Origin of the sequence: Oceanococcus sp. HetDA_MAG_MS8 (assembly GCA_019192445.1) — a bacterium.
GTDB lineage: Bacteria > Pseudomonadota > Gammaproteobacteria > Nevskiales > Oceanococcaceae > MS8.
The window spans coordinates 1-23741 of the sequence record JAHCMK010000003.1 but is presented as its reverse complement, the minus strand read 5'-3'; the positions used below and the strand labels follow the sequence as shown (position 1 = coordinate 23741).

General features: G+C 59.2%; 18 protein-coding genes. 9 read left to right on the top strand and 9 right to left on the bottom strand.

Annotated features, from left to right (window positions below; all coding sequences use genetic code 11):
* Nucleotides 1–11 precede the first annotated feature (11 nt).
* Nucleotides 12–584: a GAF domain-containing protein gene (locus tag KI787_05870; protein MBV6629469.1), complete on the top strand. Its 573-nt coding sequence runs from the start codon at nucleotides 12–14 to the stop codon at nucleotides 582–584.
* Nucleotides 585–854: 270 nt separating this feature from the next.
* On the top strand, nucleotides 855–1634 hold the full coding sequence (locus tag KI787_05865; GenBank protein ID MBV6629468.1) for an SDR family oxidoreductase: 780 nt from the start codon (nucleotides 855–857) through the stop codon (nucleotides 1632–1634).
* Between the two features lie 67 nt (nucleotides 1635–1701).
* On the opposite strand, the gene KI787_05860 is transcribed toward KI787_05865, so the two are convergent.
* Nucleotides 1702–3237 (bottom strand): SulP family inorganic anion transporter, encoded by a 1536-nt coding sequence (locus tag KI787_05860; GenBank protein ID MBV6629467.1) that lies wholly within the window; start codon nucleotides 3235–3237, stop codon nucleotides 1702–1704.
* 235 nt (nucleotides 3238–3472) lie between these two features.
* On the opposite strand from KI787_05860, the gene KI787_05855 reads away from it, so the two are divergent.
* On the top strand, nucleotides 3473–5131 hold the full coding sequence (locus tag KI787_05855; protein ID MBV6629466.1) for a cation:proton antiporter: 1659 nt from the start codon (nucleotides 3473–3475) through the stop codon (nucleotides 5129–5131).
* 14 nt (nucleotides 5132–5145) lie between these two features.
* Nucleotides 5146–6114 (top strand): universal stress protein, encoded by a 969-nt coding sequence (locus KI787_05850; protein ID MBV6629465.1) that lies wholly within the window; start codon nucleotides 5146–5148, stop codon nucleotides 6112–6114.
* A 31-nt stretch (nucleotides 6115–6145) separates the two neighbouring features.
* Here KI787_05850 and KI787_05845 read toward each other — a convergent pair whose 3' ends face one another.
* The 3 genes from KI787_05845 to KI787_05835 form a co-directional block, all read right to left on the bottom strand.
* Nucleotides 6146–7561, bottom strand: coding sequence for a wax ester/triacylglycerol synthase family O-acyltransferase (locus tag KI787_05845; protein MBV6629464.1), 1416 nt, complete (start codon nucleotides 7559–7561; stop codon nucleotides 6146–6148).
* Nucleotides 7562–7626: 65 nt separating this feature from the next.
* Nucleotides 7627–8010: a response regulator gene (locus KI787_05840; protein ID MBV6629463.1), complete on the bottom strand. Its 384-nt coding sequence runs from the start codon at nucleotides 8008–8010 to the stop codon at nucleotides 7627–7629.
* A complete protein-coding gene (locus KI787_05835; GenBank protein ID MBV6629462.1) occupies nucleotides 7979–9943 on the bottom strand; it encodes a hypothetical protein in 1965 nt (654 codons plus the stop codon). Before KI787_05835 ends, KI787_05840 begins: the two co-directional genes overlap by 32 nt.
* 117 nt (nucleotides 9944–10060) lie before the next feature.
* Here KI787_05835 and KI787_05830 point away from each other — a divergent pair, with 117 nt between their 5' ends.
* Both KI787_05830 and KI787_05825 read left to right on the top strand, forming a co-directional pair.
* Nucleotides 10061–10987, top strand: coding sequence for a rhodanese-related sulfurtransferase (locus KI787_05830; protein ID MBV6629461.1), 927 nt, complete (start codon nucleotides 10061–10063; stop codon nucleotides 10985–10987).
* Nucleotides 10984–11646 (top strand): glutathione S-transferase, encoded by a 663-nt coding sequence (locus KI787_05825; protein ID MBV6629460.1) that lies wholly within the window; start codon nucleotides 10984–10986, stop codon nucleotides 11644–11646. The genes KI787_05830 and KI787_05825 overlap by 4 nt, the downstream gene beginning before the upstream one ends.
* On the opposite strand, the gene KI787_05820 is transcribed toward KI787_05825, so the two are convergent.
* From KI787_05820 to KI787_05800, 5 genes are read right to left on the bottom strand one after another with little or no spacing between them, the layout of a single operon-like run.
* The gene (locus KI787_05820; GenBank protein MBV6629459.1) at nucleotides 11643–12542 is read right to left on the bottom strand and encodes a transglutaminase family protein; all 900 of its coding nucleotides are present in this window, start codon (nucleotides 12540–12542) and stop codon (nucleotides 11643–11645) included. The genes KI787_05825 and KI787_05820 overlap by 4 nt on opposite strands.
* Nucleotides 12539–14998, bottom strand: a complete 2460-nt coding sequence (locus KI787_05815; protein ID MBV6629458.1) for a circularly permuted type 2 ATP-grasp protein — start codon at nucleotides 14996–14998, stop codon at nucleotides 12539–12541. The genes KI787_05820 and KI787_05815 overlap by 4 nt, the downstream gene beginning before the upstream one ends.
* Nucleotides 14999–15015: 17 nt before the next feature.
* Entirely contained in the window at nucleotides 15016–15972 is a 957-nt protein-coding gene (locus KI787_05810; GenBank protein ID MBV6629457.1) for an alpha-E domain-containing protein, read from the bottom strand.
* A complete protein-coding gene (locus tag KI787_05805; GenBank protein MBV6629456.1) occupies nucleotides 15972–17468 on the bottom strand; it encodes a circularly permuted type 2 ATP-grasp protein in 1497 nt (498 codons plus the stop codon). The genes KI787_05810 and KI787_05805 overlap by 1 nt, the downstream gene beginning before the upstream one ends.
* Nucleotides 17465–20788: a transglutaminase family protein gene (locus KI787_05800; protein ID MBV6629455.1), complete on the bottom strand. Its 3324-nt coding sequence runs from the start codon at nucleotides 20786–20788 to the stop codon at nucleotides 17465–17467. Before KI787_05800 ends, KI787_05805 begins: the two co-directional genes overlap by 4 nt.
* A 589-nt stretch (nucleotides 20789–21377) precedes the next feature.
* On the opposite strand from KI787_05800, the gene KI787_05795 reads away from it, so the two are divergent.
* From KI787_05795 to KI787_05785, 3 genes are all read left to right on the top strand, one after another.
* On the top strand, nucleotides 21378–21800 hold the full coding sequence (locus KI787_05795) for a hypothetical protein (protein MBV6629454.1): 423 nt from the start codon (nucleotides 21378–21380) through the stop codon (nucleotides 21798–21800).
* A gap of 424 nt (nucleotides 21801–22224) precedes the next feature.
* Nucleotides 22225–22932 carry a FadR family transcriptional regulator gene (locus KI787_05790; protein ID MBV6629453.1) on the top strand — a complete coding sequence of 236 codons (708 nt, stop codon included), beginning with the start codon at nucleotides 22225–22227 and terminating at the stop codon, nucleotides 22930–22932.
* A 91-nt stretch (nucleotides 22933–23023) separates the two neighbouring features.
* Nucleotides 23024–23638: a hypothetical protein gene (locus KI787_05785; protein ID MBV6629452.1), complete on the top strand. Its 615-nt coding sequence runs from the start codon at nucleotides 23024–23026 to the stop codon at nucleotides 23636–23638.
* Nucleotides 23639–23741: the final 103 nt, after the last annotated feature.

Genomic DNA, 23741 nt, shown 5'->3' with positions numbered 1-23741 from the left:
AGGCCTTCGCCATGATGCCTGCCCCCATTCTCGCGAATGAACAAGAACGGCTCGCCGTCATGCGGGCATTGAATATCATGGATCCACATAAGGAGCAGCGCTTTCAGCGCCTAGCCTCCACGGCGCGGACCTTATGTCATACCGACATCGGGCTGATCACCCTACTGGATGACCAGCAGCAATGGTTCAAGGCCTGTATGGGTTTGAGTATTCCAGGGACTGAGCGCACCATTTCCTTTTGTGGCCATGCCATCGCCAGCGAACAGGATGTGTTCGAGGTGCCTGACGCCCTGGCTGATGAACGCTTTTTCGACAACCCCTTAGTGACTGGCCCGCCCTTCATCCGTTTTTACGCGGGCGCGCCTATCCGGATCACTCCAGATGTACGCCTGGGAACCCTGTGTGTGATCCACACCGCAGACGTTTACCTCTCCCGCGCTCAGAAAGACTGTCTGCGCTCGCTGGCGGATGTGGCCCGTGATGAATTTCTACGTGCGCCAGCGCCAGCGCCGGAGGTTCTCCAAGCCGAAAAGGAACGTCGGGGCCTCCAAGATTGGCTAAGCTGGCTGGGCAAGCTCAAATAATTTGAGTGCACACTGTCAAGCCGGTAGCGACCAAGAGCGACCCGAAGCGGCCGAACCACCCGCATCGATCCGAAACCAAGGGTTTAATCTCAACACTGCTGACGCTGATGCATCGCGGGATTCGTCCGTATCTCTCAGGCACAAAGCGTTCAGGCCTACCTGTCTCTCCCCTCCACTGGATCTGGGCTAAGGCCCCAGGCATTGGGGGCGCACATGCTGAGACGCGTGGCTTGGCATACACTGAAGGGCCGCCGACTGAGGGCTGAAGGCATGCAAGATAGTGGACCCACATTCGCCAACCGTGTTGTGCTGATCACGGGGGCTAGCCGAGGCATTGGCGCCGCAACAGCGCGTCACATGGCTAGCCTGGGTGGAAGAGTGGTGCTTCTAGCCCGCAGCATTCAAGCCATAGAGAGTCAGGCTCAAAGCATCAGAAGCCAGGGCGGGAAGGCCTTGGCGCTTGCCTGCGATGTCGCCGATGCCCACTCCTTGGAACAAGCTGTTGCACAAACCCAGCAGAGCTTTGGGGCGGTGGATGTTTTGGTGAACAATGCCGGCGTGATTGACCCCATTGCCAAGTTGCATGACACCGACCCAGAAGCCTGGAGCCGGGCCATCGATGTCAATATCAAGGGAGTCTACTTGGCCTCGCGTGCGGTGATCCCTGGCATGCTGGAGGCCGGTCAAGGCACCATCATCAACATTAGCTCCGGAGCAGCTTATTCGGCGCTAGAGGGCTGGAGCGCCTATTGCGCGAGTAAAGCCGCGGTGCTGTCCCTGACCCGCAGCCTGCACAAAGAGTATGCCGACCGTGGCCTGCGCGCCCTGGGCTTAAGCCCGGGCACGGTGGCGACGGCGATGCAGGACCGCATTCGGGAGTCTGGGGTGAACCCGGTGAGCCGGCTCAAGCCCAGCGCGCATATTCCCGCGGAATGGGTAGCCCAAGCCGTTGCTTACCTCTGTGGGCCGGCCGGCGAAGACCACTTAGGCGCCGATTTCGTGCTCAAAACGCCAGAGGCAAGGAAAGCCTTAGGCCTCCCCCCGCCCTAGCCTCAGAGGCAGCTGCGGCAAACTGACTAGCGGCTAGCGTGCCCCCGCGCCGCGACTCGAGCGCGGTTTATAGCGAGGCCGCCAAGGGCAAGCGCACTTCGCCCTGTGCAAACTCTAGCGGCAGCATACGAGCCGCCCGCCGAAGTAGGTCCTGGCACTCGGGGGTCAGGTTGAGCAGCACCAAATGACGACCCGCGCGTTGATAGCGCTCGGCCAGTGAGCTCACCGCAGCAATCGCGGAATGATCCATCAAACGCGCCTCGGAGAAGTCCACCCGAACTTCCTGCGCATCGGCGCGTGGCGAAAACTTCTCGGCAAAATTGGTCACCGAGGCAAAGAACAAAATGCCCTCCACGCTATACAGCGTGCCTACCTGCTCCTCGTGCACGCGCTGCACCTGAATGCGTTTGGCTTGTTTCCAGGCAAAACTCAAAGCCGAGAGAATCACACCGACTACGACCGCCACGGCTAAATCTGCCACCACCGTCACACCAGCAACGGTCAAACCCACAAAAACGTCCGTGCGTGGCACTTTGCCGAACAAGCGAAAGCTGCCCCATTCAAAGGTTTTTTCCGACACCACAAACATCACGCCAATCAGAGCAGCCAAGGGAATCTGCTCAATCAATGCAGACCCAAACAGCACAAACATCAACAGAAAACCACCAGTGGCTAGCCCGGAAATACGATGCAAAGCACCGTTGCCCACATTGATCATGCTTTGACCAATCATGGCGCAACCGCCCATACCGCCGAAGAAACCGGTCACCACATTGGCCATGCCCTGAGCGGCACATTCCTTATTGGGCTGACCGCGGGTGTCGGTCATATCGTCAATCAAGTTCAAGGTCAGCAAGGACTCAATCAAACCAATCGCCGCCAGAATCAGGGCGTAAGGAACGACGATGCGCAGGGTGTCAAAACTCCAGGGCACCTGGGGTATTGCAAACTGCGGCAAGCCGCCCGCAATGGAACCCAGATCGCCCACGGTCTTGGTATCGATCCCCAGCCCCAGGGTCAGTGCCGACACACTCAAAATAGCGAGCAAGGTAGCTGGGACGGCGCGCGTGAGCTTGGGTGCGAGGTAGATGATTGCCACGGTCAGGGCGATGAGGCCCAACATCACATACAGCGGCATACCGCTCATCCACACCAACTCACCGTCCGGACCAGGCTGTTTAAAGTGGTGGAACTGCGCCATGAAGATCACGATGGCCAGGCCATTCACGAACCCCAGCATCACCGGATACGGCACCATCCGGATGAGCTTGCCAAGGCGGGCACCAGCAAAGAGCAGCTGAAAGAGGCCCATGAGTACGACGGTGGCAAAGAGGTACTGCACCCCATGCTCCACCACCAACGCCACCATCACCACCGCCAGGGCGCCGGTCGCACCGGAAATCATGCCGGGCCTGCCGCCGAATGCAGAGGTAATCAGGCTGACAAGAATGGCCGCATAAAGACCCGTTAGCGGTGACACCTGCGCCACAAGAGCGAAGGCGATCGCCTCCGGAACCATGGCCAGAGCCACAGTTAATCCACTGAATAAGTTGGTTTTGAGGGTGGCGGGGGTCAGACCAGATTCGGTCATTAAGCACTCCATAAGCACAGCGCTGCCGTGCGGCCTGGCCTCGTAGGCGGCGCATAAGACAACGCAAAAAAATAGGAATTGCACGCGCCCAGGCGGGACCACGCTTTTGCTGCAATGCAGCATAGAGTGCCCGATGTATCGCCCAATGTCCAGTTGTGGCCGGGCAGCGAGCCTAGAGCTAGTCCCGCAGCAATCGGCGTTATACAGTTGCCTTTCAACAGTGTGGAGCCATGTTTTGACCGATGCGATCAGCGGCTATCTGTTCTATGAAATTGCCAGCCTCTTGGTGCTCGCGGCAGGGGTGGGGATGGTCGGCGTTATGCTCCGCCAACCCCTGATTGTGAGCTTTATCGCGGTCGGCATTCTGGCCGGGCCGGATGTCTTCAACCTGGCCCGCTCCGATGCACCCATTGAGATGCTGGCCAAGCTGGGTATTGCGCTGTTGCTGTTCTTGGTGGGGCTCAAACTGGATCTGAGCCTGGTTCGCAAGCTGGGGAAGGTGGCCGTGCTCACGGGCCTGGGCCAAGTGGCCTTCACGAGTATTGTGGGCTTTGGGCTTGCTTATGCTCTGGGTCTGGATGTGATCACCGCGGTATACACCGCGGTGGCGCTCACATTTTCTTCCACCATCATCATCGTCAAGCTCTTAACCGATAAAGGCGAGCTGGACGCCCTGCACGGACGTATTGCGCTGGGATTTCTCATCGTGCAAGACCTTGTGGTGGTAGTGGCCATGATGACGCTGTCCACAATGGCCCTGGGTGATGCGGAGGCGGCGGCTGAACAGCCCCAACTCTGGCAGACACTCGGCGCTGGCCTCGGCCTGCTTCTCGGGGCAGCGCTGTTTATGCGCTACTTGGCCAACCCACTGGTGCACCAATTAGCACGTGCGCCGGAGCTGCTGGTGTGCTTTGCCATTGGCTGGGCGGCCTTATGGGCCTCGGTAGGTCACTATCTGGGCTTTGGCAAGGAACTGGGCGGCTTACTTGCCGGCGTCACGCTCGCCTCCACGCCCTTAAGGGATCAGATCGCAGCCCGCCTGGCGCCACTGCGGGACTTTTTGTTGCTGTTCTTCTTCATTGCCTTGGGCAGTTCCCTGCAGCTCTCGCTGCTGGGCAGCAACTTGCCGGCCGCCGCCGTGCTCTCCGCCTTTGTGCTGCTGGGCAACCCCCTCATCGTGCTGCTGATACTGAATGCTTTAGGTTACAGCGCCCGCACCGGGTTTCTAGCCGGGCTGACGGTGGCGCAGATCAGCGAGTTCTCGCTGATCTTCATGGCCATGGGTGTGAGCTTGGGGCATGTGTCGGAAGGCGCTCTAGGACTGGTGACCTTGGTGGGCCTCATCACCATTGCCGCCTCAACGTACATGATCAGCTATTCCCACCTGCTATATGCGCGCATGGAGCCCTGGTTAAAAACCCTGCCCCGCCGTGCTCAAGCAGCCAGTCTGGAAAGCAGCGCCATAGCGCCGACCGAAGCCGAGTTTGTGATTGTTGGCCTGGGCCGCTATGGCTGGGCGCTGGCCGAAGCGCTGCAACGCGATGGCCATAAGGTACTCGGTGTGGATATGGATCCAGACATTGCGCAGCAAGCCAGGCTCGCCGGCATTGCTTGTCGGAATGGCGATGTGGGTGATGGCGATTTCGTGGCCGAACTGCCCCTGAGCACAGCCCGCTGGGTGGTCTCGACCCTGCCCCCACACCCTCGTTCACCGCGGGGCGAAGATCCGCAATTTTTATTGCAACAGCACTTAAGGCACTGCCGCTACCAAGGCCAACTGGCGCTCTCAAGCAGCGTGGCCAGCCAGGCACCAAGCGGAGTAGCCAGCCCCAACCTGATCTTGCATCCTTATATCGACGCGGCCGACCGCGCGGCCCAACTCCTGCTCGCCACTTCCAATGCCTAGGACCTCATGACCCCATGACAACACCCGCTCCATGGAAACGCCTCTTGGTCTACGTCGACGACCCCCAGCAGGAAACCGCGCTTCTTCAGCAAGCAGCGCATTTGGCCAAGCAATGGCAGGCTGAACTCCACCTGCTCATGGTGATTGATCAACGCGAGCTCCATCATCTTGCACGCGCCAGCGAACTCGAGCCCGAACAAGTCGAACAAAGAGCCCGCCAACATCTGCAAACCGTGCTCCAACCCCTGCTGCAGTCTATGGACTATCCGGCTGAGTTCTCCCTGCGCTGCGGCCGACCATTCTTGGAGATCTTGCGCTACGTCGACCAGCATCAGATTGATCTGGTCTTCAAAGCCACAAGCCAGCATCATCGCTGGCAGCGCGGACTGCTATGCAGTTTGGATCAGCATCTGCTCCGCAAATGCCCGGCTGCGGTCTGGCTTCACCCTCTGACAGCCAATACCGATCGCCACAACATTGTGGCCAGTGTGGACTTAGCAGACGCCGACGCAGCAGAGAACGAGCTGCTGGATCAGCTCAATCAACGGGTCCTGGATGCAGCCGCGTGCCTGGCATTGACCTGGTCCCTACCCTTACACCTCACGCATGCTTGGGATGCCCCTGCGGCCGATGTGATCCGCTATTGGGTGGACGACCCCAAAGCCGACGACCACGCCGCGAACTATGCCCACAGCTGCGAAGCCAGCGCGCAGCAAGGCCTGCGGGAACTGAGTCAAGCTCTGGAACAAGAACATCCCGCACTGGATTGCCACCAAGTGTTGCGGCGCGGGGATGCCCGCCAAGTCATTGCCGAGCAAGCACAGATGCTCAGCCCTAGGGTTTTGGTCATGGGAACCGTAGGGCGCAGCCATCTCGCCGGACTGCTCATCGGCAACACCGCAGAAGATGTGTTGAATCAGGTGAATTGTGCGGTGCTGGCCCTCAAGCCCTCCGATTTCCAGTGTCCCATCGCGCTGGACTAAGACGCGTAGCGGGCATCACTGCCGCTGAGCGTCAGCCGGCTTTGGCACTGCAAGACTGCACTTGCCCAGCCTCCTCGGTGATTGCCTCCAAAGCCTCTAGCTCTTCATCCATGGCCTGCGCAATCTGCTGCACATGCGGCACGCTGCGCGCACACGCCGTGAGCCCCACAAAGAGTTGGCCGGCGTAGGACATGGCCGTGATGTTGAGCGCCTGACCGTCCGTCACGATCGAGCTGGGATATATGGCCTCTAGCCTTGCGCCATTGTCATACAGCGGCTGACTGGGCCCAGGAATATTGGAAATAACCACATTGAAGGGAGGTCTTAAACGCCCCGCCAAGCCGCTCAACATCTCCACCATCGCCGGAGCCATGAGGAGCAAGGTGTAGTCGGGCAGGCTTTGCGGTCGCATACCCTTCAGGTGGGCCTTGGCAGCGCGGGTGGATCGGGTGACCGCCTGTAGACGTTGTGCGGGATCGGCGATTTCGGTGTGCAAGGCGGCCACCATGAAGCTCAAAGCGGATCCCGTAGACACATCGCCGGGCTGGCGCAGTGACACTGGCACTCCAGCGGTCAGACTGGTGGGTGCAAGCTGTGCATGTTGGATCAAGTAGCGCCTCAGGGCCCCGCCGCACACACTCAATAGCACGTCGTTCACGGAACAGCCTCGTTGGTGGGCCAGGTGTTGCAGGCGATCAAGCTGCCAATGCGTACGCGCGACAGCCCGCTCTTGAGAGACCCGCCCATTAAAGATGGTTGCGGGTGAGGCAAAGGGAGCACTCAAGTCAGAGCCGGCCTGATGCAGGCTACGCCTCGCCAGCTGGGCCAGAGCACGGGTGACATCCGGAACTTCACCCAGCTCACGGCTGAGCTCATGACCAATGCGCTGCCAAGCAGAAGCTGGGGCAGACTCCGTCGCCATCGCTGAGGGTGCTTGGCTAGATCGCGCCCAAGCCGGTAGGGGCTGCACATCCTCGGCACGGGTTTGCAACAAACGTTGCAACAGGCGCACACCTCCGACTCCATCAACCAAGGCATGATGCAGCTTGAAATACACCGCGACTCGTGACGGCGCCAAATTATGGATGCGATGACATTCCCACAAAGGCCGCTCGGTATCCAGAGCTTGCTCATGCAGGCGCCCTAGCAGGCGATTCAGTTCCCGCTGCAGCTGATGTTGCGGCAGCGCCCAATCTTGCAAGTGGTACTCCAGATCCATCTGCGTGTCTTCCACCCACGATGGCCGTCCCAGCAAGGGACGCTGTAGCCGCCAGTTCCACGGCGGCACCGCAGCCACCTCCCCACGCCAGCGAGGCGCCGGACCAAAAAGGCGGTGCTCAGGTTGATCGGCAGGCGCCGAGAACACCTGCAAGCAGCCCACATGCATGGGGGCGCGAGCAGACTCTAGGAGTAACCAGGCCCAGTCCAGGGGGTGCAGTTCGTTCATGGCCATGCCCATCGCGGCTGGAGTGGCCCCATAGGCTGCCGCAACTGCTATGACCAGAACTTGATCTAAGTCAGCAACTCCTGAATCGCGTCGATGCTAAGCGGCTTGGCCACGCAGCCCTTCACCTGGGTATGTTGGCCCAGCTCTGCCTCCCGCGCCGGTGGCAAACTGGTGCTGAGCATGATCAACACCTGGGCAACCTGCTGCTCAAGCGGAAGCAAAGCGTGGGCATGCAGAAAGCCCCAGCCATCCATCACCGGCATGTTCAGGTCCAGAAGAATGAGGCCTGGGATATTGTCGGTAGAGCACTGCTGCAGCCAATCCAGGGCATCACGCCCGTTTTCGCATACGCTGACCACTTGAGCCAGCTTCGCGCTGAGTAGTAGACGTCGATGCAGAAAATTATCCGCCGGATAATCATCCACCAGCAGGATGTGGGGAATGCTCATGCGACGACTCTGGTGGTGCATCGTCGGCGCCTTCGGCCACCCGCTTGAGGCTGAAGTAAAAGGTACTGCCCTGACCCTCTTCGGACTCCAACCAAATCCGTCCGCCGTGCAGTTCCACAATCTTTTTGCAATGCGCTAGCCCTATGCCGGTACCTTCGTAGTCGAAACGACCGTGTAAGCGCTGAAAGATCAGGAACACACGTTCGTACTGGCTCTTTGCAATTCCAATACCGTTATCTTCAACCTGGAACACCCAATGATCGTCCTCTTCCTGAGCCGACACCTTCACCACTGGGGGCACGCCTGGCCTGGCGAACTTGATTGCGTTAGAAATCAGGTTTTGGAACAACAAGCGCAGTTCGGTCTTATGTCCCATCACATCGGGCAGCTCCGCGATATGAAGCTGCGCCTGCGTTTCCGCAAGTCGCGTGCTGAGATCCTGTTCCACATCCTCCAACAGGCCATTCAAGGACACGCGGGAGGGAGCGGCGTGCTTGCCTAAGCGGCTGTAATCCAGGAGGCCTTTAATGAGCTCTTGCATGCGCAAGGAGGAGTTCTCAATGAACTCCAGAATTTGCAGCCCATCCATATCTAAGCTGTCACCGCAGTTTTGCCGCAACATGTCGATAAAACTGCGCACGGTGCGCACCGGCTCCTGCAAATCATGCGAAGCAATGTAGGCAAACTGCTCCACCTCTTTGTTGGCGCGCTGTAACTCTTCGTTTTTGACTTCCAGGTCGGCCTGAGCGGCCTTACGCTGACCGACCTCAAGCTCCAACAACGTTTTTTGCGTACGCAACTGAATGACCAAGTCATGAAAGGCGCGCGCCAGCTCAGGCACCTCACCATGACCACGCAAGGGTAGATGCTCTGGCCGCACATTTAAGCCTTCGCGGCGGATCGCTTCGCGCATATCCACAATGGGCCGGGCGATATAGCGAGCCAGCAAGGTGGCTACCAAGACCGAAAGGAACAATACGCCCACACCCGCGACGGTGACACGACTGATCACCACCTCACGCAACTGGGTTGCACGGTCGCGATTGCTTAAGGCCACGACCAACAGGCGTCCATCCGCATTTTGGCTGTAATCCAAGGCACGCACCACAGCCAGGCTTCCCCCAGATATCGACTCGGTCAGCACATCTTGGCGTTTGGCAATGACTGCGCGAGCGGCGGGGATATCGTCTAATACGCTGCAGCTGGCTCCGATTTCAAAACAGAACTCCTGACTGGGGTCAGGGTGCAGGATGTACTCCCCCTGTGCGTTGGCGAGGCGAAACTCCTCAGCCACAGTTCGGCTGGCAAACAAGCCCTCAAAATGATGGTCGAGGAAGCGGTTGATCACCAGCATTCCTTGCAAGGCTCCCTGGGCATCACGGATGGCCACGCCAGCACGGATGACCGCTTGCGGCGGTTCCTGAATCCGCCCTTGTTCACGATTGAGATCAATACCGGAGACGTAAATGTCACCCTGTGGTAGCTGGCTTAACGCGAGTACATAAGGCCGGGTCGATTTGTTTTGAAGCTGATCAACCGGGGCGCTGCGGACTGGCTCACCAGGGGCCGCTCGATGGACACGCATCAGCTCCATACCATAGCGATCCAAAAGCCGAACCTGGGCGTCCCGCGGTTTGGCTTGTAGTAGCGCGATAAAGTGCTCCTCAATGTGTAGCCAGTCCGTATCGGGCTGCCCTTTATGCGCGAGTGACAAAGCAAGATCGCGCGGCAATACGGCCGCCATAAAATGGGCATCGGCGCGCAGTTCGTCTACAGCAAACAAAAATCGATCGCCGAGCACCTGGGTTTCTGTGCGCAGAACGGAGGCCGCGTTATCGAGCAGTTCCTGGTCTAGGCGATGGGCTCCCAAACCAATGACCAGCAAATTACTCAGGCCAATCAATAGCAGCAAAGGCCACAGAATGCGGCGCATGATGGTGGTGCTACCCCAAGTTTGCCGAAGCCTTTTCCGCCAGTCTGCGGCCATAGGTGCTACGCGCTCGCGCGCTGCACCCGATAAAATCGGGGCCTGCGTTTCGTTATTAGACCCATGCCCGCCGTTCATATCCTTGCGCTGTATCAGTTCGCCGAATTACCAGGATTTGCCGACCTGCAAGAACCGCTCCGTAGCCTGTGTGAGGAGCAAGAACTACAAGGCACGCTACTGCTTGCTGCAGAAGGCATCAACGGCACGGTCGCTGGATCACGGCCGGGGCTGGAAGCTCTGTTGGGCTATTTAAGCGATGAGCTCGGCCTCAACCAGATCAGCGTCAAATGGTCGACGGCGGAGAGCATGCCCTTCCTGCGCATGAAGGTCCGCTTGAAGAACGAAATCGTCACCATGGGTGTACCCGGCACCGACCCGCTTGCCCTGAATGGCCGGCGTGTACGTGGCCCAGAATGGAATGCACTGCTGGACGACCCCGAAGTACTGGTCATTGACACCCGGAATGACTACGAAATTGATGTGGGCACCTTCCCCGGCGCCATTTCTCCACACACCGAGCACTTCCGGGAGTTCCCTAGCTTCGTCAAAGACCATTTAGATCCGCAGAAGCACCGTAAAGTGGCAATGTTTTGTACCGGCGGCATTCGCTGCGAAAAAGCCACCCACCACTTATTGAAGTCAGGCTTTGCGGAGGTCTACCACTTAGATGGCGGCATCTTGCAGTATTTTGAGGACATGCCGCGTGAAGACAACCGCTGGGAAGGCGAATGCTTTGTCTTTGATGGGCGCGTCAGCGTCGACAAAGAGCTGCGCCCCGGCTCCTATACCCAGTGCCATGCCTGTCGCCACCCCTTAAGCCCCGCCGAGCGCAATGACCGACGCTTTGAAGCCGGCGTGAGCTGCCCGCATTGTGCAGACCGCATCGATGAGGATAAAAAAGCGCGCCTCGCCGAACGCGAGCGGCAAATGCAATTGGCCGAAGCCCGTCAGCAACGTCATCTAGGCCAGAAGATTCAGCGCCAGTCATGAGGCCACGGCCTATTCTCTACAGCTTCCGGCGCTGCCCCTATGCGATGCGCGCGCGCCTGGCCTTAGCTGTCGCGCAAATCGATCTAGAGCTGCGGGAAATTTTGCTCAAAGACAAGCCTGCGGCCATGCTCGAAGCCTCGGCCAAAGCGACGGTTCCGGTACTGGTGCTGCCGGAAGGCGAAGTCATCGACGAAAGTCTGGACGTGATGCATTGGGCGCTACAGCAGTCCGATCCGCAGGGCTGGCTACACGCCAATGATGCTGCTACGACCCAAGAGCTGCTGGCGATCAATGACGGCGAGTTCAAACATTGGCTGGACCGCACAAAGTATTCGGTGCGCTTTCCCGAGCACAGCATGGAGCATTACCGCGACCAAGCCATGCACATCCTACGCGACTGGAATGTGCGCCTGGAGGCCAATGGTGGCGCCCTACTCGGCAGCCAGCGCCGCCTGGTCGATTGGGCTTTGCTGCCCTTTGTGCGGCAATTTTCAATGATTGACCAGCAGTGGTTCGCGCAAACGCCCATGCCCGCCCTGCAGCACTGGCTGCAGCAAGGACTGGCTACACCCTTGTTCGGCCGCATCATGACGAAATATGCGCCCTGGCAGCCGGAAGCTGGGCCTGGGATCGACCTGAACTGGGGACTGGAGAGCTAGGTAGAGCCTAGTAGGCGCTTTAAGTCCACGCGCACACGCAGCTTGCTGCTGTCTCCGCCGCCAGAAATCACGCCGTTAAGGGGAATGACATCATCATAATCACGCCCCCACGCGGCAATAATGTGCTGACCCTGAGGACGCTGATTGTTGGTGGGATCTAGATCCTGCCAGCCATGCTCAGCCCCGCACCACAGGCTCAGCCAAGCATGAGAAGCATCGGCTCCGACCAGTCTCGGCTTACCGGGCGGCGGTAAGGTTTCTATGTAACCGCTCACGTAACGGGCCGGCAACCCCATGGCTCGGCAAGCACCAATCATTAATTGGGCAAAGTCTTGGCACACGCCATGGCGCTGCTCCAGCACATCCAACACCGGAGTCGTGATGCTGGTGGCCTCGGGGTCGAATTTGAAATGTTCATAGATATGCTGCATCAAGGACTCAGCCGCTTCGAGCACCGGACGTCCAGTGTGGAAGAAAGGCGCAGCAAAGGCCCTCAGTGCTGGATGCTGGCTGGGTACCAGCCGGCTCGGCAATGTGTAAAGCATCAGCGCCGGGTCCTGAGCAAAGCGCGCTGAGGCCAGCTGCGCCTGTAGCTCGGCCAGACCTGGAGTGTGCTCGGCTGGTACCAGCGCAGGCGGCTGCAGCTCCAGCTCATGCTTAATAAAAATGCGCGACAGACGATGCGCTTGATCCAGCTCTGTCCAGAGCACGCGGTTCGCAAAGTAATCGCTTTGCAATTTTCCCCAAGAGGGGCGTGGTCGAATACGTACGCTGCGCGCGAGTACTTCCTGATGGGGCGCATCACGCAACAGCATCCGAATCTGATTGTGAGCGAACTCCACCGGCTCCTTGTATTGATACTCCGTGTAATGACGAAGGAGGTAGCGCAGAGTCATGCGGTTTGCACCAGCTGAACGCTACGTGCCGGACGGCGCGGCGCGTAGCGGCGTTCCAACCGGCTACCCAGCAACCTCAGCCAGTCACTGAGGGCACTCAAGGTTGCCTCAAGGTGCTCGGTATCGGCACATAATCCGGCGGCATCCCAGCTTCCAACCTCAACAAGCTTGTCGGCCACATGTGCTTCCAAGCGATGCTCAGAGGGATTCAATGCCGGCATTGCCCGCAGACCACGCTCTACCACCATCAGCTGGTAACGCACGGTTCCAGGGTGACGGTCGGCCAGTAGAACATTCTGTAATAAGGCCTCTTGGGTAGATTGCTCCTCGGCGCCCACAACGAAAGGAGGAATACCCAGCACATCAAACAGTGCGGGCCCCGTTTCATCCAGCAGGGCTGGATCCATAATCAGGGAGCGCAACAGTCGCACCGTCATCTGAGTGTTCTCTACAGCAGCTCCTAACTCCAGGAGGTGGCGCACGCTGTCCTCCGGCAAGCTGCGTAGCAGCCCCCCATGCACCGCAGCCAAGCGTAAGGCGGCCTGCTCAGCGGCCCGATGCAAACTGTCGTAGTCGGCCAGCTGCACCAGATCTTCGTCCAGCCGTGCCAGCTGGGCTAAGCCTTCCGCGGGCAGCAGGTGTCTCAACACAAAAGCGTCATCGCGCAGCTGGCGCCCCAAGCCGCGCAAAGCCGATGGGTGCTCACCGCACATGATGGCTTGCAGCTCGGTTAGCGGTTGCTGCCGCGCCGACTCCCCCATCGGCCCTACAAACCCTGGATACAGCGTGGTCTGCCAGGTCAGTGCCCGACAGAGTTGCTGGGCGACAACATCGGGGGCTTGCGGTGCCAATTCGATCAAACGCTTGATCACCACCTGCAGCAGCCGAGCCAGAATCTCACCGCGCACCAAGTAGCGTCCCATCCACAGCAAACGCTCAGCCACATGGGGATCGCGCAGGCTGGCACTGCTTGAGCGTGGGCGCAAGAATTGCGGCAGTATTTGTGCATCGCGCTGCGCTTCGGAGGCCAAGACCCAAATATCTTTGCTGACGCCGCCAAGCTGACCAGACACCCGCCAGCTGTCGGCGCTACGCCCGGTTCGAGCGAGGCCTCCGGTCATCACCCGAAATTCCTCGCCTTCAGCCAGAGCAAAAGTACGCATCTCCACGCTACGCGTCACGACGCCTTGGCGCGTGAGCACCGGCGCACAGCTATGGGCCAATGCCGGTTGCACCACATAACTTTCGGGGTCCGCCTCCACTTGTTCCCGCAACGCAGTCCGCGCCTCTTGGCTAAGCTCAGCCAGGGACTGATGCACGGTTTCTTGGCTACGCACATTGCGCAGCACCCAGCGCTCGGGCTCCTGAAACACTTTTTGGGTCACACCAGAATTGGCGCACCATAACGTGGTGACCGACGGCAACTTCAACTCTTCGCCAAGAACCTGCTTACAGATCTGCGGCAAAAAGGGCATCAGGCCTGGGTTTTCCACCACTCCAGAACCGAGCGGGTTCACCATGCACAGGCTGCGATTACGCACGCTTTGCAACAACCCTGGCGTCCCCAACAAGGAATGCCGGTTCAGCTCCAGTGGCTCACAAAAATGGTCATCCATGCGCCGCAGCAACACCCGAATGGCCTGGGGTCCGGTAGCCCCCAGCATCCAGGTTTTGCCCTGCTCCACCATCAGATCCTCGCCTTCCACCAAACTCAACCCAAGCTGGCGCGCCAAATAAGCATGCTCAGAATAAGTTTCGTTAGCCGCGCCTGGTGTAAGCACACCAATCGCTTCTGGCTCATCCTCGGCCAAGGTGACTAGCCGACGCCGCAGGGCCCGCACAAATGGGAGCACAGGGTGTACATGCGACTCTCGGAACAGGCTGGGCAGCACCCGCGAACTGATGGTGCGAGCCTCCAGGGCATAGCCCATACCCGAAGGAGCTTGAGTACGGTCAGCCGTCACCCACAAAGACCCATCCGGCTGTCGCCCCAGATCGGCGGCATACAAAGTCAGGGCCTGTTCGCCCACGGCTTCCGCCTGCCAACATGGCAGCAAAAACCCAGGATGCCCAAGTACCAAGCGGGCTGGTAATAATCCCCGACTGAGCAGACGTTGCGGGCCATAAATATCGGCCAGAATCACACGCAGTAGCTCGGCGCGTTGCGCCATACCCACTTCAATGTCACGCCACTCCACGCTGGTGAGTACCAGCGGCAGCAAATCCAAGGCCCAGCCACCGGGCGTGCGTCGGTCCCGACCGTAGATGTTGTAGGTAACACCATGCTCGCGCAGCATGCGCTGCATCTCGAAGCGCCGTTCACTGAGTTGACGCGCATCGAAGCCGGCAACCACTTGGGCCAAATCCGCCCAATGCGCGCGCAAGCCTCCGTCTGCCGTGACCAGCTCGTCATAACGACCCGCATGGGCCTGGTAGTTGTCAAACAGGGCGGTCACGGTGCAGCGTGGCGGCCTTAAGCCTCCGGCGCTCCTAGGCTGAAGTAAGTCCGCGCAATGGTGTTGTGCATGTTGTGAATATCTTGTTGCAGGTCGTCCATGGTGATGCGCAGCATTTGCTTGTCGCTGGATAACACCGCAGAGCGTAGGTTTTGCAATTTATCGAGTAATGCCCGAATGGTCGCCAACGGCTCCTCACTGCGCGGTAAACGCGACACACAGCGATAGGCCTGGACGACGCAGGACTGTACGGCTCTAGGAAACTGCTCCTCATTGAGCAAAAAATCGATGACATATCGCGCTTTAACAGGCCCATGATGCTCGCGGCGATACATTTGGTACGCCGATAATGAGCGCAGCACCGCCATCCATTGCAAGGCATCGAAAGCCGCTGGAAGCTCGGCCTCGTCAGGCAGCAGGGCCTCCATACGCACATCCATGATGCGCGTTGTCATATCCGCCCGCTCCAGCATCCGCCCCGTGCGAATAAATTGGTAACCCAAGCCATGGCTCATGGCTCCGCCCAAATATCCACGCACGATTTGGCAATGGTCAATCACGTTGCGCAGAAAGGCATGGCGAGCCGCCGTGCGCCGTATCGCACCCTCGGACTCATCAGCCATTACCGCATAGAGGGCGTTCATGGCCTCGCTCACCTCGCGCGGCACCCGGTCCCGAGTCACCCGCAGATTCTCACGCGCCATTTTCAGCGAAGAACGAATAGAACCCGGATTATCCGGGTCGGCAATCATGAAACGCATCACACCCAACTCGGTGGGGTTATGTGCAGACTCGGCAAACAGCTCCGTGGCCCCGGTAATGTCGACCATGGAGGCCCACTCCAACCGCGAGCGGCGCGGCAAATCCAAGGCCAAATTGGAGTAAGCCAGAATGAGACGTGCGGTGTTTTCCGCCCGTTCCACATAGCGACCGAACCAGTAAAAGGTTTCACCCACGCGGGACAACAATGGCATCAAGCACCTCCGTCCAAAGGTGTAGTGGAATCGGCATCCACAATCCAGGTGTCTTTACTGCCCCCTCCCTGGGAGGAGTTCACCACCAAAGAGCCTTCACGCAAGGCCACGCGCGTTAATCCGCCCATTGTCACGTATTGATCTTGGGCGCTCAGAATAAAGGGGCGCAAATCCACATGCCGCGCCGCAAGGTAGCAATCCTGAGCCCCGCGACTCACCAGGGTTGGCGTGGTCGATAAGTTCAAACAGGGTTGAGCAATCCAATTGCGGGGATCTTTACGAATGCTCGCAGCCGTTGCCTTGCGCTGAGTTTCTGATGCGTGTGGGCCGATCAGCAAACCATAGCCGCCTGACTCATTGGCCGGTTTCACCACCACTTCATCCAGGTGATCCAGAACATATGCGCATTGCTCTTCGTCGGCACACTGCCAGGTGGGGACGTTGGGCAGAATGGCCTCTTCTCCAGTGTAGTAGCGGATGATCTCTGGCACGAAGGCGTATACCACTTTGTCATCCGCTACCCCAGACCCTGGCGCATTGGCCAGGCCCACCTTCCCAGCTCGCCAGGCCCGCATCAGTCCCGGCACACCCAGCGCCGAATCTGGCCTGAAGGCTTCGGGATCTAAGAATAAATCGTCAATACGGCGGTAGATCACGTCAACCCGGCGCGCGCCCTCAACCGTCTTCATGTAAACGAAATCGTCACTGTCTACGAAGAGGTCGGCTCCCTCGACCAGTTCCACACCCATTTGCTGCGCTAAATAGGAATGCTCGAAATAGGCCGAGTTGTAGATTCCTGGTGTGAGCACCGCAATAGTGGGATCTTCATAGCCGGAGGGGCTTAATGCGGCCAAGGTCTCGTACAGCTGCGTGGTGTACTCATCCACCGGCTGAATATCCTGATGCTCGAAAAGCTCGGGGAAGGTGCGCTTCATCACCGCACGGTTCTCCAACATGTAAGACACGCCGGAGGGCACCCGCAAGTTGTCCTCCAGCACATACATGGTGCCGTCCTTGCCACGCACGAGGTCGGAGCCGCAAATATGCGCCCAGACCCCATAAGCCGGCTGCATCCCCACACATTCGGGGCGGAAGTTCACCGACTTCTCCAGCACCCATTTGGGAAACACGCCGTCTTTAATGATGGCCTGCTCGTTATAAATGTCATTTATGAACTGGTTGAGGGCATCCACGCGTTGCTTCAAGCCCTGCGCGACGCGCTCCCACTCCTGCAGCAAGATCACCCGCGGCACGATATCGAAGGGCCACATGCGATCAATAGCACTGCCTTCGGAGTACACCGTGAAGGTAATGCCCATAGACCGAATGGCCACCTCAGCCGCATCGCGGCGTTGCGCCAGCTCCTGCGGGCTCATACCGCGCAAAAACTCCAAAATGCGCCGACTGACGACGTCTCCGGCCTGCGCCGGGGCCACCAATTCATCGTAAAAGCCCGGCTGAACCAAATCAGCGTAAGGGCCGGTAGCAGCTGTCATATCTGCTCCTCAAGGTTCTCGGGAAAGCGTAAATCCAAGGTACAAGGATGACGAGGATTGGGCCGCAATCTGGGGACTAACATCACCCCTGGCTGATGCCCAAAGCTAAAGAAGCGGTTCAACCTGCGCGACTCCGCCTCATTGGCATTGACTGGGAAGGTGTCATAGCTGCGCCCACCGGGATGATGCACATGGTACTGACATCCGCCAACAGCTCGCTGGCTTTGTTTTTCCACCACTGAGATGCGCAGCGGATTATGCGCGGGAATGCCGGGATGCAAGCTAGACCAAGGCTGCCAAGCACGAAACCTAATCCCCGCCACAAAGTCTCCATCGGCCACTTCCTCCATGGGTACGCGGCGCCCGTTACAAACCACAGCAAAGCGAGCCGCGTCGAAGTTTTGCAGCCGGAGCTGTACCCGTTCTACCGAGGAATCCACATAACGAGCGGTCCCACCACCACCGGGCTCTTCGCCCATCGTGGGCCAGGGCTCCAAAGCTGCCCTCAGCTCCAGCGGCATTCCAGCCACTTCGGTCACGCCAAAGGCAGGGCAACGAAACTCGGACTGCGCACGGAACCACTCTGGATCAAAGTCCAAACCGGCCTGGCGCAGATCGGCCAGTAAAGAATGCAGATTCTGCTCCAGGAAGTACGGCAGCAGGTAGCGGTCGTGCAGATCCCGTCCCCAGCGCCGCAGCGGCCGGGTGTAGGGCTGCTCCCAGAACCACAGTAGTAAGGCCCGTACCAACAGCTGTTGCACCAAGTTCATTTGCGCATGCGGCGGCATTTCAAAGGCACGCAACTCGACCAAACCCAAGCGACCGGTTGCGGAATCCGGCGAAAAAAGCTTATCGATGCAGATCTCGGCGCGATGAGTGTTGCCGGTGAGGTCGGTGAGTAGATGGCGCAGCGTGCGATCGACCAGCCAGGGCGGCATGTTTGTCTGGGCCGAATCCGGCAGCTGAGCTAGGGCAATGCCCAACTCATAGAGGTTGTCATCGCGAGCCTCGTCGGTGCGTGGGGATTGCGAGGTAGGACCAATAAACAGGCCGGCAAAAAGGTAGCTTAGGCAAGGATGGTTCTGCCAGCAGCGCACCATGGAGGCCACCATATCGGGCCGCCGCAAGAAGGGGCTGTCGTCTACATGGGCTCCGCCGACCACCACGTGACTCCCACCACCGGTGCCGGTATGTTTGCCATCAACCAGAAACTTTTCGGTGCCCAAGCCGCACTGGCGGGCATCTTCATACAGCCCCTCGCTGATGGCTTTGAGCTCTTCCCAATTGGCCGCGGGCTGAACATTCACCTCGATAACACCGGGGTCCGGCGTGAGCTTCATTTGCTGCAAACGCGGGTCGGTGGGCGCAGGGTAACCCTCGATGCGCACCGGCAAATCCAGCTCCGCTGCGACATCCTCCACAGCGCTCACCAAGGCCAGGTAATCCTCGGCACTATGCGTAGGCGGCAAAAACACCCCCAAAGCCCCAGCCTTGGGCTCGACTGCCATTGCAGTACGAATACCCTGCGTGACCCGCCCTGCGGGCGCCTCTGGCTGATGTTGGGGTCGACCCGCACTTTGCTGTTGTTGGCGCAAAAACGGCTGCTGAAAAACAAATTGAGCGGGCAGCGGATCTGGGCGCTCAGATGGGTCCAGAGGGAACACCAGCTCCACACCCTCGCCAGAGTGTCCACCCGGCAAGCTATCCAGCGGCATCCGCAAACCCACCGGCGAGTCGCCCGGAATCAAAAACAACTTGCCACGCCTAAACTGCCAACGCTCCGACACCCAGGTAGGGCCGGCAGCTGTTTGCCAGCATTGCACCGGCAAGACACAACCGCGTGGCTCGCCCAGGGGTTTGCTAAACGCGCGGCTCAGCTGAGCACGCCGTTCGGGATCGGAGAATGCAGGCTCATCCACACTGGCACCGGTGGGCAGGGCCGCCTCCTCTGCTAGAAAATGCCAGGGGTCTTCATAAGCCTCCAGCACACAATCCTCCGGCAAGCGCAAACGCTGGGCGACACCTTGGAGCAGATGCTTTGCTGCGTGTACCGAGGGCGTCGTTCCGGAGCCCTCCAAGGTTTGCGCCGAGGCCGGCCGGGTCCACACTGGCACTGCATCCTTGCGCCATAAAATGGTGTAAGCCCAGCGGGGCAAGGATTCGCCGGGGTACCACTTGCCCTGGCCATAGCTAATCAGCCCCCCAGGGGCGAAGCGCTGCTGCAGGCGCAAGGCCAGCTCCGCCGCTCTAGCTTGCTTGGTGGGCCCCACCGCCGCTGTATTCCACTCCTCAGCCTGGGGGTCATCCATGGCTACAAAGGTGGGCTCACCACCCATGGTCAGACGCATATCCGCTTGCGCCATACGCTGATCTACGCGAGTGCCTAAGGCATCGATAGAGGCCCATTGCTCAGGAGCATATGGCCGGGTATTGCGCGGCGGCTGGAGTACCCGCTGAACCTCCATATGGTGACGGAACTCCACCTCACAGGGTTCGACGCCGCCGGTGACAGGCGCAGCACTGCTGGGGCCGGGGGTAGCTGCGAGAGGGATATGCCCCTCGCCGGCCAGCAGCCCGGAGGTGGGATCTAGGCCAATCCAACCGGCTCCAGGAACATAAGCCTCACACCAGGCATGGAGATCGGTGAAATCCTCGGTCGGTCCTGCCGGGCCGTCTACTGGAGTTTGATCAGCCTTGAGCTGGATTAAGTAGCCGCTTACAAAGCGCGCCGCCAAGCCCAAGTGCCGTAGCAATTGAACTAACAACCACGCACTGTCTCGACACGAGCCCAACGCCAGACGCAGGGTTTCTTCCGGGCTTTGCACCCCAGGTTCCATGCGAATGGTGTAATCAATGTCGCTTTGCAAGCGCTGATTCAAAGCGACGAGAAAATCGATGGTTGTGCTGGGAAGCTTCTCCAAGCTACGCAGATAAGCGCGGAGTTCCTTACCTGCGGGTAGGGGCTGCAAAAAAGGCGCTAACTCTTCGCGCAGGTCCGCAGGGTAGCGAAATGGAACACTTTGGGCCTCTTCATCCAAGAAGAAATCGAAGGGGTTAAAGACCTCCAAACGGGCTTGCAAGTCGACCGTCACGCGAAACTCACGCACAGGCTCCGGAAACACCACTCTTGCCAGCCAATTGCTTTGTGGATCCTGGGCCCAGTTCAAAAAATGGGGTTGAGGGTCGATGTGCAAACTGTAGGCGGGAATCGGCGTGCGCGCATGGGGTGCGGGGCGCAAGCGGATGATCTGTGGCGACACCCCCACTTCGCGGTCGTAGAGGTACTCCGTAATGTGCGTGAGAGCGACAGTAATGGCCATTTTTCCCCAACCACCCCTTAATTAATGTGGCGAATCCGAGCTGCACCCAAGGGCGCGTGTGGTGCGGTACAGCTTGAGTCGTAATGTCCCGGCAGCCACAACACGGCGGCCCCAAAGCGTAGTGTGCTCTTGTTGTGCAAAAGCTGCGCCAATTTCGCCGCGAGCCTGCGCTGCGACATCTTATAATTTGGGGTGATTGGCATAACGCTTGCATCCCGGATGCTGCGAAATCCGCCTGGTTCATACAACGAGATTATTCATGCTCCGCAGCTTCCCACTGCGTTCGGGCTTAGCTTTCTGCGTGCTTGGGTTGCTTCCCCTGGCCGCGGTTGCGGAGCCCACGCCCATACCTTATAGCGCCACCATCAAGCTTTCCGGAGCGCGCACCCCCGACCTCAGCGCCGACTGGGCCTTGGCACCATGTGACGCGCGCCAGCGGCGGCATCTGCGTGCTCGTGATAGCGAGAGCGAAGACCAGAGACTAAGTAAATGCGGGCAGACCGGAAGAGAGCACGAGGCTGCCGGGGCCATGCGTTAGCCCTCACCATGCATGACATTTTGTTGACCACTGCGGCGGCACTCTGTCGCCATGGAACACCGTCAACTCTGGCTCGCTGCCATCGCCCTCACTTCGACCCTGGTACTCGCCGCGCCGCGCGCCGACGTGGCCCAACGACCCGCATCGACGGCGGAGGTCGAGCACCTGACCCAACTCGTGGCGCAGTGCCCCAGCATTGCGCCCAAGGTAGGCTCTGCTCTTGACGACAATTATGGCGTTTTAGATGCCGCGAGCATGGCGACCTTGGTACAACAAGCCGAGCGCTGCATCGCGCAGCAACGTGATCTACCCCCGACACTCAGGCAGCAATCTGCCTTGGCAGGTCTACAAAGAGTGGTCGCCGGCCACGCACCAATGGAAGCCGAGGCCCTCAGGCTCAACGCCGCACTGCCCGAAGCATTGCCCTTGCGCTTTAGCCACAGCCTCAGCCGCACTGACAGTGAGTCGCTCTAGATCAGGCTGTGAGCATTCGGCTGCAACCAACAGCATGTTGTAAAACAGGCTCACTTTGAAAAAGAGCCAGAAAAAGCAAACCCGGCTCAAGGCCGGGTTTGCACGCTTATGGAAACTCGCCTGCACGCGAGTGTCCGCCTGGTTTTTCAACGATTGAAGAGATCACAGCCCGGGGGAGCTGCGATTCGGGATCTATAGTCCAGGACCGCCGGGCGCGGGTCTAGGCCTTAAGCGACGAAATTACCAAGCAATTCAATCAATTTTTTTTGTACCAAGTTCGGAAGACGCGCGATCTAAGGCTTCAACTCCAACCCAAACGCCGATATTTCGGGATACAAAAGTTGTACAGGGAGTTGTTAACTTCTTTATAACAACTGGTATGATCAGTTGACCTTTTACTCCAGCGACCACCATGTTCGAACCCATGCGAGCTGCGTCTCTAGGCCAACAAGTCTTTGAAACACTGCGTGACCGCATTCTTCGAGGAGACTTAGCCGCACAAAGCGCGCTACCCGCGGAGCGGAATTTGGCCCAAAGCCTGGGTGTGAATCGCGGCGCTCTGCGCGAAGGCTTACAGCGCCTGCAACAAGCCGGTTTGATCAGAATTCGGCATGGCGACTCCACGCGCATCGCGGCATGGCAAGACCAAAGCGGCTTAGAGCAACTCCCTGCGCTGCTGCAATTGCAGCCCTCCCAAGAACAAGCCGCATTGGCACTTGGCATCATGCGGCTGCGCGAAGATATGGCCCCCACCATTGCGGGCCTAGCCGCGCAACGTCGGCAGGGACGCCAATTGGCTCAGCTTCGACAACAATTAGTTGCCCTGCAGGAGGCTCCGCATAGCAAGGCACGCCTGTTAGCTGCACACGATTACTGGGATCAATTGGTTCTGGCCAGTTCGGAGCTGGTCTATCGCCTCGCCTGGAACTCGTTACGGGCCAGTTACTTGCCCTTACAGGCCCTGCTCGCCCCCGTCCTCGACCCCGAGTTTCGCGACCTTGCGAATCTTCAGGACCTGCAAGCCGCGCTCGAGGCAGGCGACGCCGACCAGGCACGCCATTGTGCGGCCCGCCATGTTGCCATCGGTACCCAGTGCATCCAGCAGTGGCTGGAGCGCCGCGCCCAGGAATGAAGCCGTGATGGACAAAGGCCGCTGCGTAAACCACGGTGAGGCGGCGCAAAGCCCAACCGCGAAAACATGACCCCACGCTATAGGAGACAGAATGTTAGGCATCCCACTCGCTTTGATCACCGCGAACGCCATCGAATGGGCGACCCACAAACACGTGCTACACGGCTGGGGCCGGCAACGCGGGCGCTTTTGGTCTTTTCATTTCCATGAGCACCATCGGCTCGTCCGCAAAAACAACTATTTCGACCCAAACTACAAGCGTTTTCCCCTGGGCCCACACGCACAGGGCAAAGAAGCCTGGGCGCTTATTGGCGGGGCCGCGGTAGCGACCCCCATGCTGCCGGTGGCACCTTTTTTTGTGGGCACCTTGTGGTATTGCGCTGCCAACTACTACCGCGTGCACAAGCGCTCCCATCTCCATCCGGATTGGGGACGCCGCCATCTCCCCTGGCATTACGATCACCACATGGGCGCCAACCCCAACGCCAACTGGTGCGTCACCAAACCCTGGTTTGACTACCTGATGGGTACCCGAGAGTTCACACCAGGAATGTCACACGAAACCAACATTCTTGGGTTCGAAAGGCTGCCCCAGTGGATCAGCCGACGGCTCCCCCAACCGGAGCAGCTCGCTGCGCGCAGCGGGAAGAACCGGCCTCGTCCTCAGTCTCAACCGGGCCGAACACGCAAGCGCACAGCCGCATGAGTGCACAAACATCCGAAAATGGACGCGGCCTGGCGACCAACTCGGACACTAGTGTCCTGTCTCCGAAGTTCGTTGCATATCAGAGCCCCTCAAATCGTTCGAT

What these genes read in the sequence shown, in the direction of transcription:
- KI787_05810 (MBV6629457.1), bottom strand. Translation starts at nt 15,972, where the DNA reads ATGCCATTGTTGTCCCGCGTGGGTGAAACCTTTTACTGGTTCGGTCGC.
- KI787_05805 (MBV6629456.1), bottom strand. Translation starts at nt 17,468, where the DNA reads ATGACAGCTGCTACCGGCCCTTACGCTGATTTGGTTCAGCCGGGCTTT.
- KI787_05830 (MBV6629461.1), top strand. Translation starts at nt 10,061, where the DNA reads ATGCCCGCCGTTCATATCCTTGCGCTGTATCAGTTCGCCGAATTACCA.
- KI787_05850 (MBV6629465.1), top strand. Translation starts at nt 5,146, where the DNA reads ATGACAACACCCGCTCCATGGAAACGCCTCTTGGTCTACGTCGACGAC.
- KI787_05825 (MBV6629460.1), top strand. Translation starts at nt 10,984, where the DNA reads ATGAGGCCACGGCCTATTCTCTACAGCTTCCGGCGCTGCCCCTATGCG.
- KI787_05820 (MBV6629459.1), bottom strand. Translation starts at nt 12,542, where the DNA reads ATGACTCTGCGCTACCTCCTTCGTCATTACACGGAGTATCAATACAAG.
- KI787_05795 (MBV6629454.1), top strand. Translation starts at nt 21,378, where the DNA reads ATGGAACACCGTCAACTCTGGCTCGCTGCCATCGCCCTCACTTCGACC.
- KI787_05865 (MBV6629468.1), top strand. Translation starts at nt 855, where the DNA reads ATGCAAGATAGTGGACCCACATTCGCCAACCGTGTTGTGCTGATCACG.
- KI787_05835 (MBV6629462.1), bottom strand. Translation starts at nt 9,943, where the DNA reads ATGCGCCGCATTCTGTGGCCTTTGCTGCTATTGATTGGCCTGAGTAAT.
- KI787_05860 (MBV6629467.1), bottom strand. Translation starts at nt 3,237, where the DNA reads ATGGAGTGCTTAATGACCGAATCTGGTCTGACCCCCGCCACCCTCAAA.
- KI787_05870 (MBV6629469.1), top strand. Translation starts at nt 12, where the DNA reads ATGATGCCTGCCCCCATTCTCGCGAATGAACAAGAACGGCTCGCCGTC.
- KI787_05845 (MBV6629464.1), bottom strand. Translation starts at nt 7,561, where the DNA reads ATGAACGAACTGCACCCCCTGGACTGGGCCTGGTTACTCCTAGAGTCT.
- KI787_05790 (MBV6629453.1), top strand. Translation starts at nt 22,225, where the DNA reads ATGCGAGCTGCGTCTCTAGGCCAACAAGTCTTTGAAACACTGCGTGAC.
- KI787_05785 (MBV6629452.1), top strand. Translation starts at nt 23,024, where the DNA reads ATGTTAGGCATCCCACTCGCTTTGATCACCGCGAACGCCATCGAATGG.
- KI787_05800 (MBV6629455.1), bottom strand. Translation starts at nt 20,788, where the DNA reads ATGGCCATTACTGTCGCTCTCACGCACATTACGGAGTACCTCTACGAC.
- KI787_05840 (MBV6629463.1), bottom strand. Translation starts at nt 8,010, where the DNA reads ATGAGCATTCCCCACATCCTGCTGGTGGATGATTATCCGGCGGATAAT.